Genomic DNA, 17204 nt, shown 5'->3' on the forward strand with positions numbered 1-17204 from the left:
TTGCGTTATTTCTGTCTGATGCCAGGCAGATGTCGGATCCATTTGACCGCTGCTCGCGTATTGGCTTTGATGCTGTAATCGATCGAAGCAACTTGCTCCTGAACGGCTTCGCGTAAGACGCTGGCTGGGTTGGCGGGGGACAGTTTGAGGTAGGCATCGGCCTCACCGTACTCGCGATGAATTTCCATCCCGGCCTTTTTGGCGATATGGATCATTGTTTGATTGGAAGACAAACAGTGCATATACAGTGTGTCGACGTCTGCATTGCGGCAATGGATAGCGCCACGTTCAAATAATTTTGCCCCGACACCTTTGCCGCGGGCTGTTTTTGATACGGAAACACCAAACTCTGCGACGGTATCTTTGTCTGTTGCTTCGTCTTTTTCGCTGCGCGGGGCAAAGGCCAAATGTCCAACACCAACAAGCCGGAAATGATGGCTCATAACACCGAACACTTTATCGCGGGAAAAATCGATTCCTTCGACATACTTTTCGATCATGGCGTCAGGCAAATAAGTGCCAAATCGCAATAGACGATCGCTTTCTTCGAGGGCGAGAAAGTGCCGCAGGATACGATGCCGATCCTTTTCTGAGAGTTCTTTGACGTAGATGTTTGCTTTGCCAGATCCACTGGACTTACTGAAATTCATGGGGAAAATATCGACAGGATTCATGATGCCTCCTTACTACGACCGAATTGGTGCAGTGCACAAAGTATTCTAGACGATTCACCCTGATTATTCCAGAAAAGCTTGAAAATAAGAAGAAATTATCTATTTCTTGAATTGTTGCACTGCAAGAATTCTTGCTTCGCGGATCGCTTCTGGGATGCGTTTTGGCTGATCGGCATACTCTCGGGCAATCTCGCCACCATTGACTTGCTGCGCTGCATGCAATGCGCCTTCAAGAAAGGCAGGTTGAGGAAACGGGACGTGTTCTAACCCTGTTCGACCGAAACAATCACACTCGGCCGCCCGAAGCATATCGAGAAACCGTTGCGGCTTACGAAAGGCGTCATTTCGCGTCAATAGATCGACGATTGTTGCAGGGCGCATTTCCAATGCTTTTCCGACGTTGCCGTGATCGCGGGCCGTCATGAATGCCAAGTCGCGGCAGTCTGCAGGAACTTTCAAACGTTGACAGACCTGATCGACCAATGCGGCGCTGCGTTCTTCGTGACCATGGTGACGAGGCCAGAGTTCGGGCGGGGTTGTCCCTTTACCGAGGTCATGCAACAAGGCAGCGAATCGGATCGGCAGTGAATAGCCTTGGGCTGCCGCGTAATCGACCACCAGCATCACGTGCACACCGGTGTCAATCTCGGGGTGGTATTTCTCTGGTTGTGGAACACCCCATAGCGCATCGAGCTCTGGCAGGAGGCGTTTTAACGCACCACACGCCCTGAGGACGTCGAACATTCTCGACGGCTTTACTTCCATCAAGCCGCGCGCGATCTCTTGCCACACACGCTCAGGAACCAAAGCGTCGACTTCTCCTGCCTCCACCATCGATGTCATGAGCGCCATCGTTTCAGGTGCAACAGAAAAATCATACGGTGCGACTGAAAAACGTGCAGCGAACCGTGCTAATCGTAAGATGCGGACAGGATCTTCCGTGAATGCGTCGGACACATGGCGAAAAAGTCGCTTTTCCAGATCCTGCTGTCCACCAAAAGGATCGTAAATCACGCCTTGCTCATCCTGCGCCATGGCGTTGATGGTTAAATCGCGCCGAATCAGATCCTGCTCTAAGGTGACGTGTTCGTCGGTATGAAACACAAATCCTTTGTAGCCCGCTGCGGTTTTACGTTCAGTGCGCGCGAGTGCATATTCTTGATTTGTTTTCGGGTGGAGAAAGACCGGAAAATCTTTACCCACCGGACGAAATCCTTCAGCCCGCATTTGTTCTGGCGTGCTTCCCACGACGACATAATCACGGTCCTGTACTGGAAGACCGAGTAAGCCATCACGGACGGCACCGCCAACAATGTACGTCTTCTTCATGCTTATTTTTCAGAGCGGGCATCATGCCATGCCATGGTTTCGGTTTCTGCGCATGCTTCACGAATCCATTGCATCACGGCAGGGTGGGCCGTGATACGGTCAACATACGCCTGCAATGCAGGTGCCAGTGAGACGCCATAACTACGAAAACGCATGACGACAGGCGCGAAATAGGCGTCTGCAATAGAAAATTCGCCAAAGAGGTAATCGTGCGCGCCATGACGTGCAAAGCATTCCTCCCAGATCTCACAGATACGACCAATATCCGCTTGTGCGCCCAGCGTGCGACCTTTGCCAGGCAAGGAAGAGCGAATATTCATTGGCATATCAAAGCGTAGCGATGAGAACCCAGCGTGCATCTCTGCACAAATACTACGTGCATGGGCTCTCGCGGAAGAATTTTCCGGCCACAAGGCGAGCTGAGGAAATTGGTCTGCTAAAAATTCGCAGATTGCCAGTGAATCCCAGACGGTCACGTCATTCATCAGAAGCACTGGCACTTTACCCGCCATCGAGTACTCGGCAATTCTGGTGGTGGTATCAGGTTGCCCAAGGAGAATTCGCACTTCTTCAAACGGAATGCCGAAAGCTTTCATCAGCACCCATGGTCGCATTGACCACGAGGAGTAATTCTTATTACCGATGACTAATACGATCGGTGACCTGCGGTCATTCATGATCGCTGCGAGCGCTGGATGGATTTCAGTATCTTGCATTATTGTTTGATCTCGTCAGGTAAGTCTGCATCGCTGGCTGACATGCCCTTGGGCACGACGATTCCGAGACGGGCTTTTAAAGACTGGGGTTTCTTTTCAAAAAGTGCCGCGTAATAAGTAGCATTGGAGAGAACGTTTTTTACATAGCCCCGTGTTTCGTTGAACGGGATCGTTTCGGTAAAGATGGCACCTTCTACTGGTCTACTGAGCTTTGCTCGCCAAGCGCGTGGGCGGCCTGGACCTGCATTGTAGGCGGCAGAAGCCAATGCCTGAGAGCCACCTAAATCGGTCAGTACCATATTGAGGTAGTTCGTACCCAGCACGATATTGGTGTCAATATCATTAACCTGCGTGGCGACATAATTATCGAGCCCCATTTTCTTGGCGACGTAGCGCGCAGTAGCGGGCATGATCTGCATGAGACCACTGGCACCGACTTGCGATTTGGCGGTCATGATAAAACGTGATTCTTGACGGATGAGGCCGTAGACCCATGCCATATCCAACCCAAGCGCTTGCGTTGTTTTGTACATGCTTTCGTTGAACGGTGTCGGGAATCGTTGGCTAAAATCAACTTCATTTTTTGTCCGATCCGAGGTGTTCACCATGCGGTCGAGCAGGTTGTTTTTACGGGCGAGTTCTGCCGCGGCGAGATGTTGGCGCTCATTGAACTTGCGTAACTCCCAGTTCCATTCGCGATTGCCTTCAGTGCGTAAGTTCATGGAATAGAATTTCAATGCCCGTTGTAAGTTGGGATTTTTTTCCATAGGCGCTAATTCGTCTGGCGTGATTGGCCGTGTTGCAATGGGTACCCCTATTTTTTGCCCATTTTCTTCTAGTGCCAATTGACCATAGAAATGAATCTGATCAGCGATACCGGCAAACAATTTGCGCGCCTCATCCGCTTTGCCTTCTGCTTTGAGGGCGCGTCCCATCCAATAAATCCATGTCGGATCATTTTTCAAGTTGGCAGGCATCGCGTTGATCGCGTTTTTGAGTAACTTCCAGTCGCCTTCATGCAGGGCAGTCCGAGCGCGCCATTGATAGGCGTCGGTCGATAAGGTGGCACCATCGGCGCGTACCCAGTAGGCGAGCGCCTCAGGTTCGAGCTTGAACGCGGACTGGAGGGCAATTTGCGCCCATCCATTACTGCGTTGTTCGTCGTTTAGTCGGTTGCTATAAAGAGACAATAGGGCTGCTGCTTCAGTTGGGTCGCTTTTTGCAATGCGCCCCAGTGCCGCGACAAAAAGCTCGCGACTGGAGGGATTATTGTCCGGTCCCTTTTTAAAGAGTTTTTCTGGCTTGTCGAATAGCGTGCTAATTTTCTTCTCTGGCAGGTCGAGTAATTTTCCAAGTCGTTGCGCCAAAGGTTGAGCACCGTTTTCAACCGCCATTCGCATCTGCGTCCAGATATCTGCTTGCGTGAACTGACCCGTGTCTTTCAGGTAGGTGACCATTGTGTAGCAGCCATCACCATAATCACGCGGTGCGTTGAGCAGATTTTTGGCTTCGGTACTGACTTTTTGCCCTTTCACCGCTTTAGAGATGACCGCATAGCAACGTAATTGGTTATCGTCGGCAACCACAAAGAGGGGGTATTGCTGGTCAAAGAGCTCCCAATTACCGCGTTTGCCAAGCAAACTCAGCCAATCATTGCGCATTCTGTCGGCGATGGCACTACCATCATACTTTGTAATAAAAGCGGCAATCTCAGCGTTAGATGCTTTGAGTAAATGTGCACGGATACGGTAATAATCCACGTAGGATGGAATCTCATAGCCCTCCAACGCTGACGCATGAATGTCCGCATTGGTGGCGTCATCGTGATAGGCTGCATCGCGCAATGCCATAAAACGGTCATCGTCGTTGATGAAGCTTCTTTTGTTGCTTGCTGAGCAGGCAGCAGGAAAGGCACTTAAACCTGCTAAGATAACCAGACTGATTTGCGCGAGTTGATATTTCACAGACATCTTGAGATCGTTGTAAAAAACTAATTTCTGACAGTATGACACAGCCTTCACCCAGCGCACACCCGACGCGAACAGAAGTTCATCATGATCGTCGTACATTGCGTCAACTTTTGATACAGCAGCGTCGGCAGGTGGACCCGGCCTTACGTCAGCAGTGGGATCAATCGCTGATGCGGCAGTTGTTGGCATGGTGCAAAAAGGAAAAACCACGAAGTATCGCGGTATACGCCCCTATCCAACATGAACCAGACATTCAAGGTTGCTATTCCACCCTGAGTGAGATGGGAATTCAAGTTGCTTTCCCCCTCGTTGTTAGAAAAAATGCACCGTTATTATTTCTGGCTTGGGAGCCGAATGAAGTGATGACGACGGATGAGTTCGGGATTCCAGTTCCGCTGCAACGTGACCGTATCGTCACACCCGAGGTGATATTGATTCCATGCGTTGGTTTTACGCAAGAGAAGTATCGGTTGGGCTATGGTGGCGGTTTCTATGACCGGACACTCAGTCAGTTACCTTCTGCGAGGTCGATTGGCATTGCTTACCAGAATCAACAATGTACGTTCACTCCTGGGGAACACGATCTTCCAATGACAATCATACTGACTGAGCACATCGATTAGGTTGACGCTCAGCCGCGAGTCTTTCTACTGCATTTTCCTTAGATGCTACTGTTATCCGCAGAGTCTGCTTGGTAGGAATCAGAAACCGGCGGCTAAGCCATCAGGATTGCGGGGGTCAGAATATCCTGAAAATCCATCTTGTTGAATCTGAATTGTCTGTGTTTTGCCCATGACCTGCCCAGGTCTGAGATGTTGACCCTGCTTTTCAAGGATGGACAGGGTGTCAGCACTGATCCCTTTTTCGTAGCGCAACTGGTCTGGCATCCATTGCTGATGAATACGCGGTGTCACGGTTGCTTCAGCAACATTCATATTGAAGTCGATGACGTTAATGATAGTTTGCAAGGTGGTGGTGATAATCCGGCTTCCACCTGGGCTGCCCGTGACCAAAAAGGGCTTATGATCCTTGAGAACAATCGTCGGAGACATTGAGCTTAATGGGCGTTTGAAGGGACCAACAGCGTTCGCGGCACCGCCAATTAATCCAAATGCATTTGGTGCGCCAGGTTTCACCGAAAAGTCATCCATCTCATCGTTCAATACAATACCTGTACCCGCCGCAACGATACCGCTACCGAAATTCAGATTCAGTGTATAGGTTGTCGCAACGACATTGCCGAACCGATCTGCAATACTGTAATGCGTGGTCTGATCACTTTCATACGCCACTGGCTTACCAGGTTTGATTTGCTCGGATGGTGTTGCTTGAGTCAGATCGATTTTTTTGACCAAGAAATCAGCGTAGTCTTTCGAGGTGAGTCCCGCAACGGGTACATGCAAGAAATCGGGGTCGCCTAAATATTCAGAGCGGTCTGCGTAGGCGAGTTTCATGACTTCGCTGAGTTCATGCAGCGTTTTTGCGCTGTTAGGCCCTTGGTCCTTTAAGGGGAAATGTTCCAGCATATTGAGCATCTGGACGATATGAACGCCCCCAGAACTTGGTGGCGGCATCGACACGATTTCATAGCCACGGTAAGTGCCTCTGACAGGTGTTCGCTCCACGGCTTTGTAGTTTTTCAAGTCTGACGCAGAAATAATGCCATCGTGTCTCTGCATCTCGGCAACAATTTTCTGCGCAATTTCGCCTTCATAGAATACTTTTGGCCCTTGTTCTGCGATGAGCTTCAGTGAGTGCGCGAGATCTTTTTGAATCAACTTTTCGCCTGTTGTTAAAGGCTTGTTATTGTTGAAAAAGATCGCTCGACTAGCCGGCCATTTGCCTAAATGATCTCGCTCAGCATCGAGCAACGACGCTAGGTGGGGAGTGATCGGAAATCCTTGTTCGGCAAGACGAATCGCTGGTGCAATCACGTCGGCAAGTCGCATTGTTCCATATTTGCGCAATGCCAGATCCAGACCAGCGACGGTGCCAGGGACACCAATGGCTTTGTGGCTGTAGATGGAACTCTCTGGAATGACATTACCTTTCGCATCCAGATACATGTCACGATGGGCTTTTTCAGGCGCTAACTCACGAAAATCGAGTGCAATATCTTTGCCAGATTTGGCATCATGAATCATCATAAAGCCACCGCCACCAATATTGCCAGCGTTAGGCAGCACCACAGCAAGTGCAAAACCGACGGCAACGGCAGCATCGACGGCGTTTCCACCGCGTTTAAGAATATCCGCACCCACTTGCGTGGCAAGGGCTTGCTCCGTCACCACCATGCCGTTTTTATTCGTGACGGGACTGATGATGGGAAAATTGGTGTCGTAATGAACATTACTTGCGATTTGGGCCTGACCAACGGTCGATGTCAGACTCAATACGGAAGCAATAACAAGTGAAAAGCAGATATTTTTTTTCATCATCACGAATGGCTCACTTCAAATAGGTGCAGTAGTTTCTGACGGAGAAGCTACAGAATAATTAATGGTTATGCTAATAGCATGGTAACAGACCTCATTTATTTCGGTTTAAATTCTATTGATAATAGAAATAAAGGAATAAAGGAATAAAGGAATAAAAAAAGCCACCCGAAGGTGGCTTTTTTTGTGCTCGAAAGCAGAAGCAAGCGATAATTATTTTGCTTCGGATTCAGCAGATACTGCACCAGCTGGTACTGTAGCGATAGCAACAGTTGCGTCATCACCGTGAACAACTGCAGTAACGCCTTTTGGCAATACCAAGCCAGATACGTGGATGGATTGACCAGCGTCCAGTTTGGACAGATCAACTTCAACGAATTCTGGCAAATCTGCTGGCAAGCAAGAGATGTCGAGTTCAACTGCAACGTGGCTGATAACAGCAGCGTGCAATTTAACAGCTGGAGATACGTCAGCGTTAACGAAGTGCAGAGGCACTTTAACGTGGATCTTTTGGTTAGGATCAACGCGTTGGAAATCAGCGTGCAATACTAATTGTTTGTATGCGTGGACTTGGAAGTCGCGCAACAATACTTTTTCAACTTTACCGTCAACTTCCAGGTCCAGGATAGAAGAGTGGAACGCTTCTTTTTTCAATGCGTGGTACAACGCATTGTGATCCAGGGCGATGGATACTGGGGCTTCTGTGCCACCGTAGATGATGCCAGGTGTTTGGCCAGCAATGCGCAGGCGGCGGCTCGCTCCGGTCCCCTGTTCTTTGCGTGCAAATGCGATAACTTTCATGGTGTTACTCCAAAATGTGCAAGTGCTAACTTGCGGTTTTGTATCCCCGCGACCAGGGATACATAAGAAACGCCCACGTTGACTTCATGTCAGCATGGGCGCAGAAACTTGTCTTAGTCTGTGAACAAGGAGATGACAGACTCGCCTTTGGTGATGCGGCGGAATGTCTCTGCCAACAGACTGTCACAGGATAACTGACGAATCTTAGGGCAGGCTCTTGCTGCTTCAGTCAATGGAATGGTGTCAGTTACAACCAATTCATCGAGTGGTGATTGCGAAATACGTGTGATCGCAGGGCCGGACAGAACTGGGTGTGTGCAATAGGCCAGTACTTTTTTCGCGCCACGTTCTTTTAATACTTCAGCTGCTTTTGTCAGTGTGCCGGCGGTATCTACCATGTCATCCATAATGACGCAGTTACGACCTTCGACTTCACCGATGATGTTCATGACTTCAGATACGTTGGCTTTTGGACGACGTTTGTCGATAATGGCCAGATCGCAGCCCAAGCGTTTTGCCAGAGCACGTGCGCGAACAACGCCGCCCACGTCAGGTGAAACGACTAATAAGTCGTCATAATTTTTTGCCACCAGATCGCCCAACAAAATAGGCGAAGCGTAGATGTTATCAACAGGGATATCAAAGAAACCCTGAATTTGATCTGCATGCAGATCCATAATCAGTACGCGATCAACGCCAGCTTCTTCGAGCATGTTAGCGACCACTTTTGCAGAGATAGCAACACGTGCTGAACGTGGACGACGATCCTGACGTGCATAACCAAAGTAAGGGATCGCTGCAGTAATACGACCAGCGGAAGCGCGTTTTAATGCATCCACCATCAACATGATTTCCATCAAGTTGTCGTTCGTCGGTGCACAAGTCGATTGCAAAACGAAAACATCTTTACCACGAACGTTTTCGTTGATCTCGACCATGACTTCGCCGTCGGAGAACTTAGACACATCTGCTTTACCGAGAGGAATGCCCAGTTGTTTGGCAACTCCAGCAGCCAATGCAGGATTCGCATTACCAGTGAAGACCATCATATTGTCATTTGCGCGCGCGTTTGCCATGGCGGGACCTATCGGCTGAATTTTTTGAGGATTTGATTTATTTACGTAGCTTTTTGTAAATAAATCAAAGATAAAAACTGAAAAAGCCGCCGCACAATTTATGCGGCGGCTTTAATTTAATGGCAGGGGAAGAAGGATTCGAACCTTCGCATGCCGGAATCAAAATCCGGTGCCTTAACCAGCTTGGCGATTCCCCTACACAACCGTTTGTCTGTCGTCCAGAATTGTCGCTATTTTAACGGCAAATCGGCATCAGACCAAATTTTTATTTCTGCATCAAGTCTGCCATCGGGTGGCGACTCAGCGCTTTTGCTTTCCATGATGTCCAGCGTTCGGGCACTTGGTTGATTACTTTGTCTGCTGCTGATTCGTCAGCAAAAGCACAAAAAACACAAGCTCCTGAACCTGTCATCTTCGCATTTCCGAATTGTGAAAGCCATGTTACTGCTTCATCAACTTCCGGAAACAATGCGCAGGCAACTGTTTGCAGATCATTTTTCCAGAACATTTCAGCAGTGCTGGAAAAGTCCGCTATTCTGACGGGCTTCGTGTCTCTTGTCAACTCCTTTGCCGAAAAAATTGCCGGCGTGGGTACTTGAACACCTGGTTCGATGACCACAAACCAGCGTTCTGGTGTCTGAATTGCACATAATTCTTCCCCGACGCCTTCGGCAAACGCATTCTCACCGAAAATAAAAAACGGCACATCCGCGCCTAATTGCAAGCCGAGCGCCATCAGATCCGTTTTGCTGAGTCCTGTTTGCCATAAATGATTTAGAGCAATTAACGTCGATGCTGCATCCGAAGAGCCGCCACCCAGACCGCCGCCCATGGGAAGAATTTTATGCAACGTCAGGTTTGCACCTTGTTTGCAGCCTGTATGGCGCTGAAGTAACTGTGCGGCACGCACAATGAGGTCCGACTCTGCGGGAACGCCAGGGATGTCGTTGGACCGTACGATGCGACTATCTGCACGGACTTCGATTTCTAGCGTGTCACAACGGTCAATCAACTGAAAGGCGGTCTGCAGCAAATGATAGCCATCAGCACGGCGACCTGTCACGTGCAGAAATAAATTGAGTTTGGCTGGCGCCTGACAGAGGAGGTGAGTTTGCTTCATGATGTGATCGGATGACGGTTAATTGCCCGGCGGTTGAATAAAAATACTGATACTGACATGACCCGCTTGCGTGGTATCGCGATTGAGTTCAATGCGTTTTGGCAAGTTGATGTCTTGTTGCCAGCTCGCATACCGGAGCAGCCAGCCATCGTTCTCAATCTGTTGATCAATGCGAGGAAGGCCTCGACGTGTGCCATCCGCTTGACGGATGAATCCTTGCAGCCAGTCACGTAAGCCCGCGACGGGCAAGGCCCATCCTAAACGATCCTGCAGCAGTTCATCGAGGTCTTGAGCATACCGAGGTGCCTGTCCGTCCTGCTCTAACATCGCCCGCTGACCCTCTTGCGTAATACGCGCAACGGTCTGTCCTAACGGAGAGAAGAGTGTGATGTGCAATGTTGTGCCGTGCTGATCCCAGTCGAAACTGCCAGGTAACTGCTCTGGCTTTCCTTTCTTTTCGTAGCGTACTGAAATTTTTCCGCTCAGAGAAATGTCGTCTTGGTAAATGCGTTGGTCGAATGCGTCGGTATGTGTTTCGGGTTGACCCAGTGCAGGACGCGCACCAAGCGTGCTACAGGCATTGAGCAGCAAGAGGCTCAGTGTACATGCCGCCGTCCTGAGGGCGAATCTGTAACCTTGTGTCATTGTTGTTGATTCCGGCTGGTGTTGATGGCGGTGTCTGTTATTGCTGTGACCAGCAACCGTGACAATCTTCATGCAGCAACAAGGCGAGCATCGTACTCGCCTTGTTGGTTAGATTGAAATTACAAATCACAAATTACAAGCGGACGTTTAACCTTGTGAGAGTACTTTTTAACGCTGCGTTATCCGCATCTTTGGTACGTGCTTCGCGCCATAGCTTGATTGCTTGATCTTTGTGACCGGCGCGCCATAACACTTCACCTAAGTGGACGGCAATGTCAGCGTCCGGACGCAATTCATAAGCGCGTCGCAGCAAGGATTCGGCCTCATCAAATTTTTCCATCCGGAATTTGACCCAGCCAAGACTGTCGATAATAAACGGATCATTTGGTGCTAACTGATTCGCTTTTTCGATGAGCGTTAATGCTTCGTCCAGTCTGATGTTACGGTCGGCAAGTGAATAGCCCAACGCGTTGTAGGCATGTTGACTTGTGGGTGCCAATTCAATCACTTTACGCAACAATGATTCCATTTCCAGCACCCGATCTTGCGATTCGAGCAGCATGGCATAGTCGTACATGATGTCCGGACTGTCGGGATGAGCACTCAGACCTGCTTGCAGTGCTTTTTCGGCGCGGTCTGTTAAGTTGGCTTCTCGTAAAATTTGTGCCTCAGTTTGAACAATTTGGATTTGTTCGGTATCGCCAGCTGGTTTGATCTCATGCAGCAGCGTCACGGCGTCTTCTATATTTTTTTCATGTGCCATGATGCTTGCACGACGCAATTGGACGTTGAACCAACTTGGATTGCGACCATCATAGGACTCTACTTTTGCTAACCAGTCTTGCGCGGCTTTGTAGTCTTTGCGCTCAATCGCAATCCCCGCCAGATTGATATACGTAGAGGTCGCATCCCGGTCATCTGATTTTTCATCCAGCGTCTTGAGATAACGTAAAAAGTACGTTTCTGCTTGCGTTAATTGATTTTTTCCTAGTGCGAGAACGCCGAGGGTGTACATGGCGTTCACGTCGGTCGGATTGTCATGCAAAATGATCTGAAACTCTTGCTGTGCTTTATCCATTTGCTTGAGATCAATCAGAATGCTTGCATACGCTAATCGAATATCACGGGCAGTCGGATTTTTAGCAATAAATGCGGCCAGTGCGGTTGCAGCTTCTGGTTGAGAAGATGCTTGGGCAATCGTTAAGATCGCTAATTGCGAGTCAGGGTGCGCTGCCAACATCACATTCGCTTCGGTAATGGCACGCTGGTTGTCGCCTTTCGTATATGCCCCTTGGGCTAACGCCAAATGCGCCTCTGGCAAAGCTTTGTAGGGGGTGAGTAACTCTTCGAGGACGTCAAAGGCTGCATTTTTGTCACGCGCCCGAGAGAGAAGGCGTTGCGCCTGCAACATCACAACGGCCGTTTGTTTGCCTTCAGACGCGGCTAATTTATCGGAAAAAACGTTCCGAATTTCCGATAAGTTGTTATTCATCACCATGAAGCCAAGGTAGAACTGTGTCGCTTCGTTGGAGTCGGGTGCTAACTCACGCCACAAGCGGATAGCGCCAAGCGCTTCTCCAGCTTGCTTAACGCTCAGTGCAATTTCCGCTGCACGTCGCGCCAAGCGCGGGTCACGCGTTTGTTGTGCGCTTGTTAGCAGGGTGACGTAGGCCGCTTGCCAATTGCCGCGTTGGTAGGCGATTTCTGCCGTCACAATTTTGTAAAACAGCTCTTCCGTTAATGCGGCATTTGGCAGCTTTTCTTTATTTTCGATGACGGGCTGCGCCGGACCATTCAAATCTTTGTCTGCCGCCAAAGCAGCCTGCGCTGCATCGTTGGCATGGCTTGTATCAGCAACAGGATGCGGTGCAACGCCACCCATACTGGTACAGGCTGAGAGCAATGCCGCGCAAGTAAAAAAGACCGCAGGTTTGAGCGCGGAGGCGATGGAGGTAGTGACAGAAGCTGGAATAGTTTTCAAGACGAATCCGAAATGTGCAGTGATGGCTGATTTTACGCCGAAGTATTTAGATAGTGTATGTTTTTGCCAAGTGTCTACCATTTGTGCCAAGGGAGCCTCATCGTATCTTCCGGTCTGGCAGCAACATGTCCCACCTGAATAAAAGCGGCGACGTGCCATCGTTTGCCGAAAAAAGCTTTCACTCTCTCTATAGTATTATTCATGACTAGCACCAACTATCTTGTGTCAAATTGTAAAGCTTGCACAGGATGACAAGACAGATGTGACGTCGTTGGCCATGAATCACGCTTGGTTCCTTTGCTAGACTGAGCATACATGATTCTCAGCGTTGCTGTGGCGCGCGAAAAACGCTGTTTTCGTCCATTTAGAGCAGCATTTTTTTTTAAAGTTCCTGACTATGCCCGAATTACCTGAAGTAGAAGTGACCCGGCGCGGTGTTGATCCGCACTTAACGGGACGAATTGTAACGGACGTCATCATGCGTCGAGAAGGCTTACGATGGCCGTTTCCCGCTAATTTACCCGCGCTGCTGCGTGGCAAAAAGGTCTTATCCACAGGGCGTCGCGGCAAGTATCTGCTCATCCACTTTTCTCATGGAACCGTGCTGGTCCATCTCGGCATGTCGGGTCATTTAAGGGTGTTGCCCTCGGGAACTCCAGCGGCTAAACATGACCATATCGATTTGGTGCTGGGCGAGCAAAGTCTCCGTATGGCTGATCCAAGGCGATTTGGCGCGGTGCTGTGGCATGGTGAAGAGGAAGGGAATATTGCCGATCACCTGTTACTGCGCCAGTTGGGCGTGGAGCCGCTGGAGGGTGGTTTTTCAGCAGAATTATTGTTCGAGCAGACCCGCACGCGGAGTGCTTCGATCAAACAAGTCTTATTAGCCGGTGATATTGTGGTCGGCGTTGGGAATATTTACGCGTCTGAGAGTTTATTTAAAGCGAGAATTAACCCGAAAACGCAGGCAAAACGCATTAGTCTTGCTCGATACCAGTTGCTGGCAACGGCGATAAAGGAGACCCTCGCCGCAGCCATTGAACAGGGCGGTAGCACGCTCAAAGATTTTCTTCATGTGAACGGGCAGAGCGGCTACTTCCAGCAAAACTATTTTGTCTACGACCGCGATGGTGCGCCTTGTCGGATCTGCTCAACACCGATACGCAAAATCCTTCAAGGGCAGCGAAGTAGCTTTTATTGTGTATTTTGCCAGAAATAGGTTGTTTTTGTTGTCTGAAAACATGCGACAACAGCGTTTTGTGGGTATTTTTTCATAACAGCATATATACTTTCAGATGTAAAAATTAACCGAGAGAAACATGAGTAATCTGGTCCAAAAATTCCAAGAGTACAGCCAATGGCGTCAGGGGGTAACCCGTGCGCTCGAGCAGTATCGTTCCTGGATTAGTGGTTCAGATATGGCCGACGCGGGGGTCGATCAGCGTTTGGCTCGCTTATTGGAGCGATTAGTCGACGATAAGCTATCGATTGCCTTCGTCGCTGAATTCTCCCGTGGTAAATCCGAGTTAATTAACGCTATTTTCTTTGCGGATTATGGTCAGCGCATTTTGCCATCCTCCGCTGGGCGCACGACGATGTGTCCGACCGAATTACTCTACGACGATACGATTCCTCCGTGTATCCGCCTGCTGCCGATCGAAACGCGCTCTGAAACCCAGTCCACCAGTGAATACAAGGGACAAAGCCACGTTTGGACCGTGCTGCCATTGAATATCAATTCGGGTGACGGCATGCTTGAGGCGTTTAAACAGGTGAGTTTGACCAAAAAAGTCTCTGTTGCCGTTGCCAAGTCTTATGGATTGTTTGATGAAGACGATCCAGATGCAGCATTAGAAGTGGATGAGAATGGACTCGTCGAGATTTCGCAATGGCGCCATGCCATCGTCAATTTTCCGCATCCGCTCCTCAAAGAAGGGCTGATCATTGTGGATACACCGGGCTTAAATGCGATCGGTACCGAGCCCGAGTTGACGCTGAATTTGATTCCCAATGCGCATGCGGTGTTGTTCATTCTGGCAGCAGATACCGGCGTGACCAAGAGCGACATCGATGTCTGGCGTAATCATATCGGTAGTGGACCAGGTCGCATGGTCGTTCTCAATAAAATCGATAGTATGTGGGATGAGCTCCGTACGCCTGCAGAGATCGATCAACAACTGGCGCGTCAAGTCAATACGGTAGCGCATACGTTGGCCTTAGAAGAAAAGCAGATTTTCCCGGTGTCTGCGCAAAAAGGCTTGGTTGCGAAAATTAATAAAGATGCTCCTTTACTGGCTAAGAGCCGTTTGCCCTCATTAGAGTATGCCTTGTCAAAAGAGCTGATTCCTGCGAAGCAGAACATCATCCGCTCGCAGTTAGTAGCAGAGATCAATGAAATTACCAACGCACAGCAATCGATCGTGTCATCACGCTCACGCAATGTGGTTGAGCAAATGTTAGAGCTCAAGAGTTTGCGCGGCAAAAACATGAATGTGATCGAACACATGATGCGCCGCGTTGATACCGAGAAAAAAGAATTTGATGCGAGTCTGATCCGGATGCAGGGGACGCGCGCGGTCTTTACCAAATTGTCGACAGAGGTCTACACCAGTCTTGGTATGGACATTCTGCGTGAGGAAATTCGTCGTACTCGCGAGGCGATGGAGAAAAGTTATTTGTCCGTCGGGCTGCGGGATGCGATCAAACAGTTCTTTGCACAAGTGAAGCTCAATCTCATCGTCTCTAATCAAAAGACCGATGAGATTTCTGAAATGATGACGGTCATGTACCGCAAATTTTCGACCGAACACGGTTTAGCACTGACGGCACCGATGGCATTTTCGCTCGATAAATACATTAAAGAACTCGAAGCAATTGAAGTGGTCTATCAAAAGCAATTTAACGCCACAACGATGCTCACCAACACCCGCGTTGCTTTGGTTCATAAATTCTTTGATTCCGTTGCTGCTCGTGTGAAACAGAATTTTTTACAGGCCAACAAAGACGTCGAAGCTTGGCAAAAAGTAGTCATGGCTCCGTTAGAGGCGCAAATCCGTGAACATAAGGCGCAACTGAAAAACCGGATGCAATCGATTCAACGTATTCATGTGGCCACTGACAGTTTAGAAGATAAAATTGCGTCTTTTGAGCAAATGCAAGCGGAAGTCGATGCGCAAAAGCAGTCGCTGAGTTTGCTTGAAGCTAAATTAAAAGCAGCCTTGTCTGCCGATCTGAACACCCTCAAAGTAGCTGCCTAAGCACAGCGTATTGTCCATGAAACGTCGTATTCCGGCGGCGTCGGCCGCCCATTTCATTCATCCCGATTATGTCGACCCGTCATTTTCAGAAGCGGTGATCACCTGGCAAAAACAACACGGTCGACATCATTTACCTTGGCAGCAAAGCCGTGAAGCCTATCGAGTGTGGTTGTCTGAAATTATGCTGCAACAAACGCAGGTAACCGCTGTCATTCCTTACTACGAAAAGTTTCTGAACAGTTTTCCGACGGTGTTTGACCTTGCTGCCGCATCGTCGGAATCCGTCATGGCGCACTGGAGTGGATTAGGGTATTACACGCGTGCACGCAACCTCCACCAATGTGCAAAGAAAGTGGTGGAACTGTATCAAGGACATTTTCCTGCGGATCCCCTCTTGCTGGAGCAGTTGCCTGGCATCGGGCGATCAACAGCAGCAGCCATTACGGCTTTTTCCTATGGCACCAACGCTGCGATTTTAGACGGTAATGTTAAGCGCGTCTTTGCACGCGTTTTTGGGATTGCTGGTTATCCGGGCAGTAAGCCTGTTGAAGATGATTTGTGGCAAAGAGCAATGGCGCTTTTGCCCGAACAAGGTATCGAAGCCTATACACAAGGTTTGATGGATCTTGGGGCAACCCTGTGCACACGTAGCAGTCCTTCTTGCCTTCGTTGTCCATTGCAAGCGCGTTGTGTTGCACACGCTGAAAACCGGACAGCAGAGCTCCCGACACGCAAGCCCAAAAAGCAAATCAAAGAAAAACAAGCCGTCATGCTCGTGTTGATTCACCAAGGGCAGGTCTTACTTGAACGTCGCCCTGATCGTGGTATTTGGGGAGGATTGTTGTCATTGCCTGAGATGGCGGGAATGACGGCGCTGGAGACCGATCAAGCACCGGATGCGATTGATGCGCAAGCACTCCATACCATGATTGACCAGTTTGGCGTGCCCGGTGAACAACGTTTGTTGCCGGACATTGAACATGTCTTTACGCATTTTAAATTACACATTCGCGCCGTGTTGGTCGCACTTACTCAACTGCATTCACACCCCGTGGATGACCGTTATGTGTGGATGCCCTTGTCGGGTATGGCGGAAGCGGCGTTACCAGCACCGATCAAAACACTATTGCTGTCTTTATAGTGCCGTTTCGCTGGAGTGATTGTGACTGTGACGGTACAGCATGACCTTTAGGCGCCTAT

General features: G+C 49.4%; 14 protein-coding genes and 1 tRNA gene. 4 read left to right on the forward strand and 11 right to left on the reverse strand.

The window, feature by feature from the left end; all coding sequences use genetic code 11:
• Window positions 1–5: 5 nt before the first annotated feature.
• The 4 genes from ACO0K2_RS07365 to ACO0K2_RS07380 all read right to left on the reverse strand — a co-directional run bounded on the left by ACO0K2_RS07365 (window position 6) and on the right by ACO0K2_RS07380 (window position 4689).
• Window positions 6–674 carry a GNAT family N-acetyltransferase gene (locus ACO0K2_RS07365; protein ID WP_423017248.1) on the reverse strand — a complete coding sequence of 223 codons (669 nt, stop codon included), beginning with the start codon at window positions 672–674 and terminating at the stop codon, window positions 6–8.
• 99 nt (window positions 675–773) lie between these two features.
• Window positions 774–2003, reverse strand: coding sequence for a multifunctional CCA addition/repair protein (locus ACO0K2_RS07370; protein ID WP_423017250.1), 1230 nt, complete (start codon window positions 2001–2003; stop codon window positions 774–776).
• Window positions 2004–2005: 2 nt separating this feature from the next.
• Window positions 2006–2719, reverse strand: a complete 714-nt coding sequence (locus ACO0K2_RS07375; protein ID WP_423017252.1) for a glutathione S-transferase family protein — start codon at window positions 2717–2719, stop codon at window positions 2006–2008.
• Entirely contained in the window at window positions 2719–4689 is a 1971-nt protein-coding gene (locus tag ACO0K2_RS07380; protein ID WP_423017254.1) for a transglycosylase SLT domain-containing protein, read from the reverse strand. Before ACO0K2_RS07380 ends, ACO0K2_RS07375 begins: the two co-directional genes overlap by 1 nt.
• 35 nt (window positions 4690–4724) lie before the next feature.
• Between ACO0K2_RS07380 and ACO0K2_RS07385 the strand changes: the two genes are divergently transcribed.
• Window positions 4725–5312 carry a 5-formyltetrahydrofolate cyclo-ligase gene (locus ACO0K2_RS07385; protein WP_423017256.1) on the forward strand — a complete coding sequence of 196 codons (588 nt, stop codon included), beginning with the start codon at window positions 4725–4727 and terminating at the stop codon, window positions 5310–5312.
• A 78-nt stretch (window positions 5313–5390) separates the two neighbouring features.
• Here ACO0K2_RS07385 and ggt read toward each other — a convergent pair whose 3' ends face one another.
• From ggt to ACO0K2_RS07420, 7 genes are all read right to left on the reverse strand, one after another.
• Window positions 5391–7127, reverse strand: coding sequence for a gamma-glutamyltransferase (ggt, locus tag ACO0K2_RS07390; protein ID WP_423017258.1), 1737 nt, complete (start codon window positions 7125–7127; stop codon window positions 5391–5393).
• Window positions 7128–7337: 210 nt separating this feature from the next.
• Window positions 7338–7925, reverse strand: coding sequence for a 50S ribosomal protein L25/general stress protein Ctc (locus ACO0K2_RS07395; RefSeq protein ID WP_423017260.1), 588 nt, complete (start codon window positions 7923–7925; stop codon window positions 7338–7340).
• A gap of 113 nt (window positions 7926–8038) precedes the next feature.
• Entirely contained in the window at window positions 8039–9001 is a 963-nt protein-coding gene (locus ACO0K2_RS07400; RefSeq protein WP_423017262.1) for a ribose-phosphate pyrophosphokinase, read from the reverse strand.
• A gap of 120 nt (window positions 9002–9121) precedes the next feature.
• Window positions 9122–9198 (reverse strand) — tRNA-Gln (locus ACO0K2_RS07405).
• Window positions 9199–9266: 68 nt separating this feature from the next.
• Window positions 9267–10121, reverse strand: a complete 855-nt coding sequence (gene ispE, locus ACO0K2_RS07410) for a 4-(cytidine 5'-diphospho)-2-C-methyl-D-erythritol kinase (RefSeq protein ID WP_423017264.1) — start codon at window positions 10119–10121, stop codon at window positions 9267–9269.
• Window positions 10122–10139: 18 nt separating this feature from the next.
• The gene (locus ACO0K2_RS07415) at window positions 10140–10838 is read right to left on the reverse strand and encodes an outer membrane lipoprotein LolB (RefSeq protein ID WP_423017266.1); all 699 of its coding nucleotides are present in this window, start codon (window positions 10836–10838) and stop codon (window positions 10140–10142) included.
• A 61-nt stretch (window positions 10839–10899) separates the two neighbouring features.
• The gene (locus ACO0K2_RS07420) at window positions 10900–12747 is read right to left on the reverse strand and encodes a tetratricopeptide repeat protein (protein ID WP_423017268.1); all 1848 of its coding nucleotides are present in this window, start codon (window positions 12745–12747) and stop codon (window positions 10900–10902) included.
• Between the two features lie 397 nt (window positions 12748–13144).
• Here ACO0K2_RS07420 and mutM point away from each other — a divergent pair, with 397 nt between their 5' ends.
• From mutM to mutY, 3 genes are all read left to right on the forward strand, one after another.
• Window positions 13145–13966 (forward strand): bifunctional DNA-formamidopyrimidine glycosylase/DNA-(apurinic or apyrimidinic site) lyase, encoded by an 822-nt coding sequence (gene mutM / locus ACO0K2_RS07425; protein WP_423017270.1) that lies wholly within the window; start codon window positions 13145–13147, stop codon window positions 13964–13966.
• A gap of 100 nt (window positions 13967–14066) precedes the next feature.
• Window positions 14067–16004, forward strand: a complete 1938-nt coding sequence (locus ACO0K2_RS07430; protein WP_423017272.1) for a dynamin family protein — start codon at window positions 14067–14069, stop codon at window positions 16002–16004.
• A 16-nt stretch (window positions 16005–16020) separates the two neighbouring features.
• Entirely contained in the window at window positions 16021–17145 is a 1125-nt protein-coding gene (gene mutY / locus ACO0K2_RS07435; protein WP_423017274.1) for an A/G-specific adenine glycosylase, read from the forward strand.
• Window positions 17146–17204: the final 59 nt, after the last annotated feature.

The organism is Undibacterium sp. MH2W (assembly GCF_049340215.1).
Classification (GTDB): Bacteria; Pseudomonadota; Gammaproteobacteria; order Burkholderiales; family Burkholderiaceae_D; genus Undibacterium.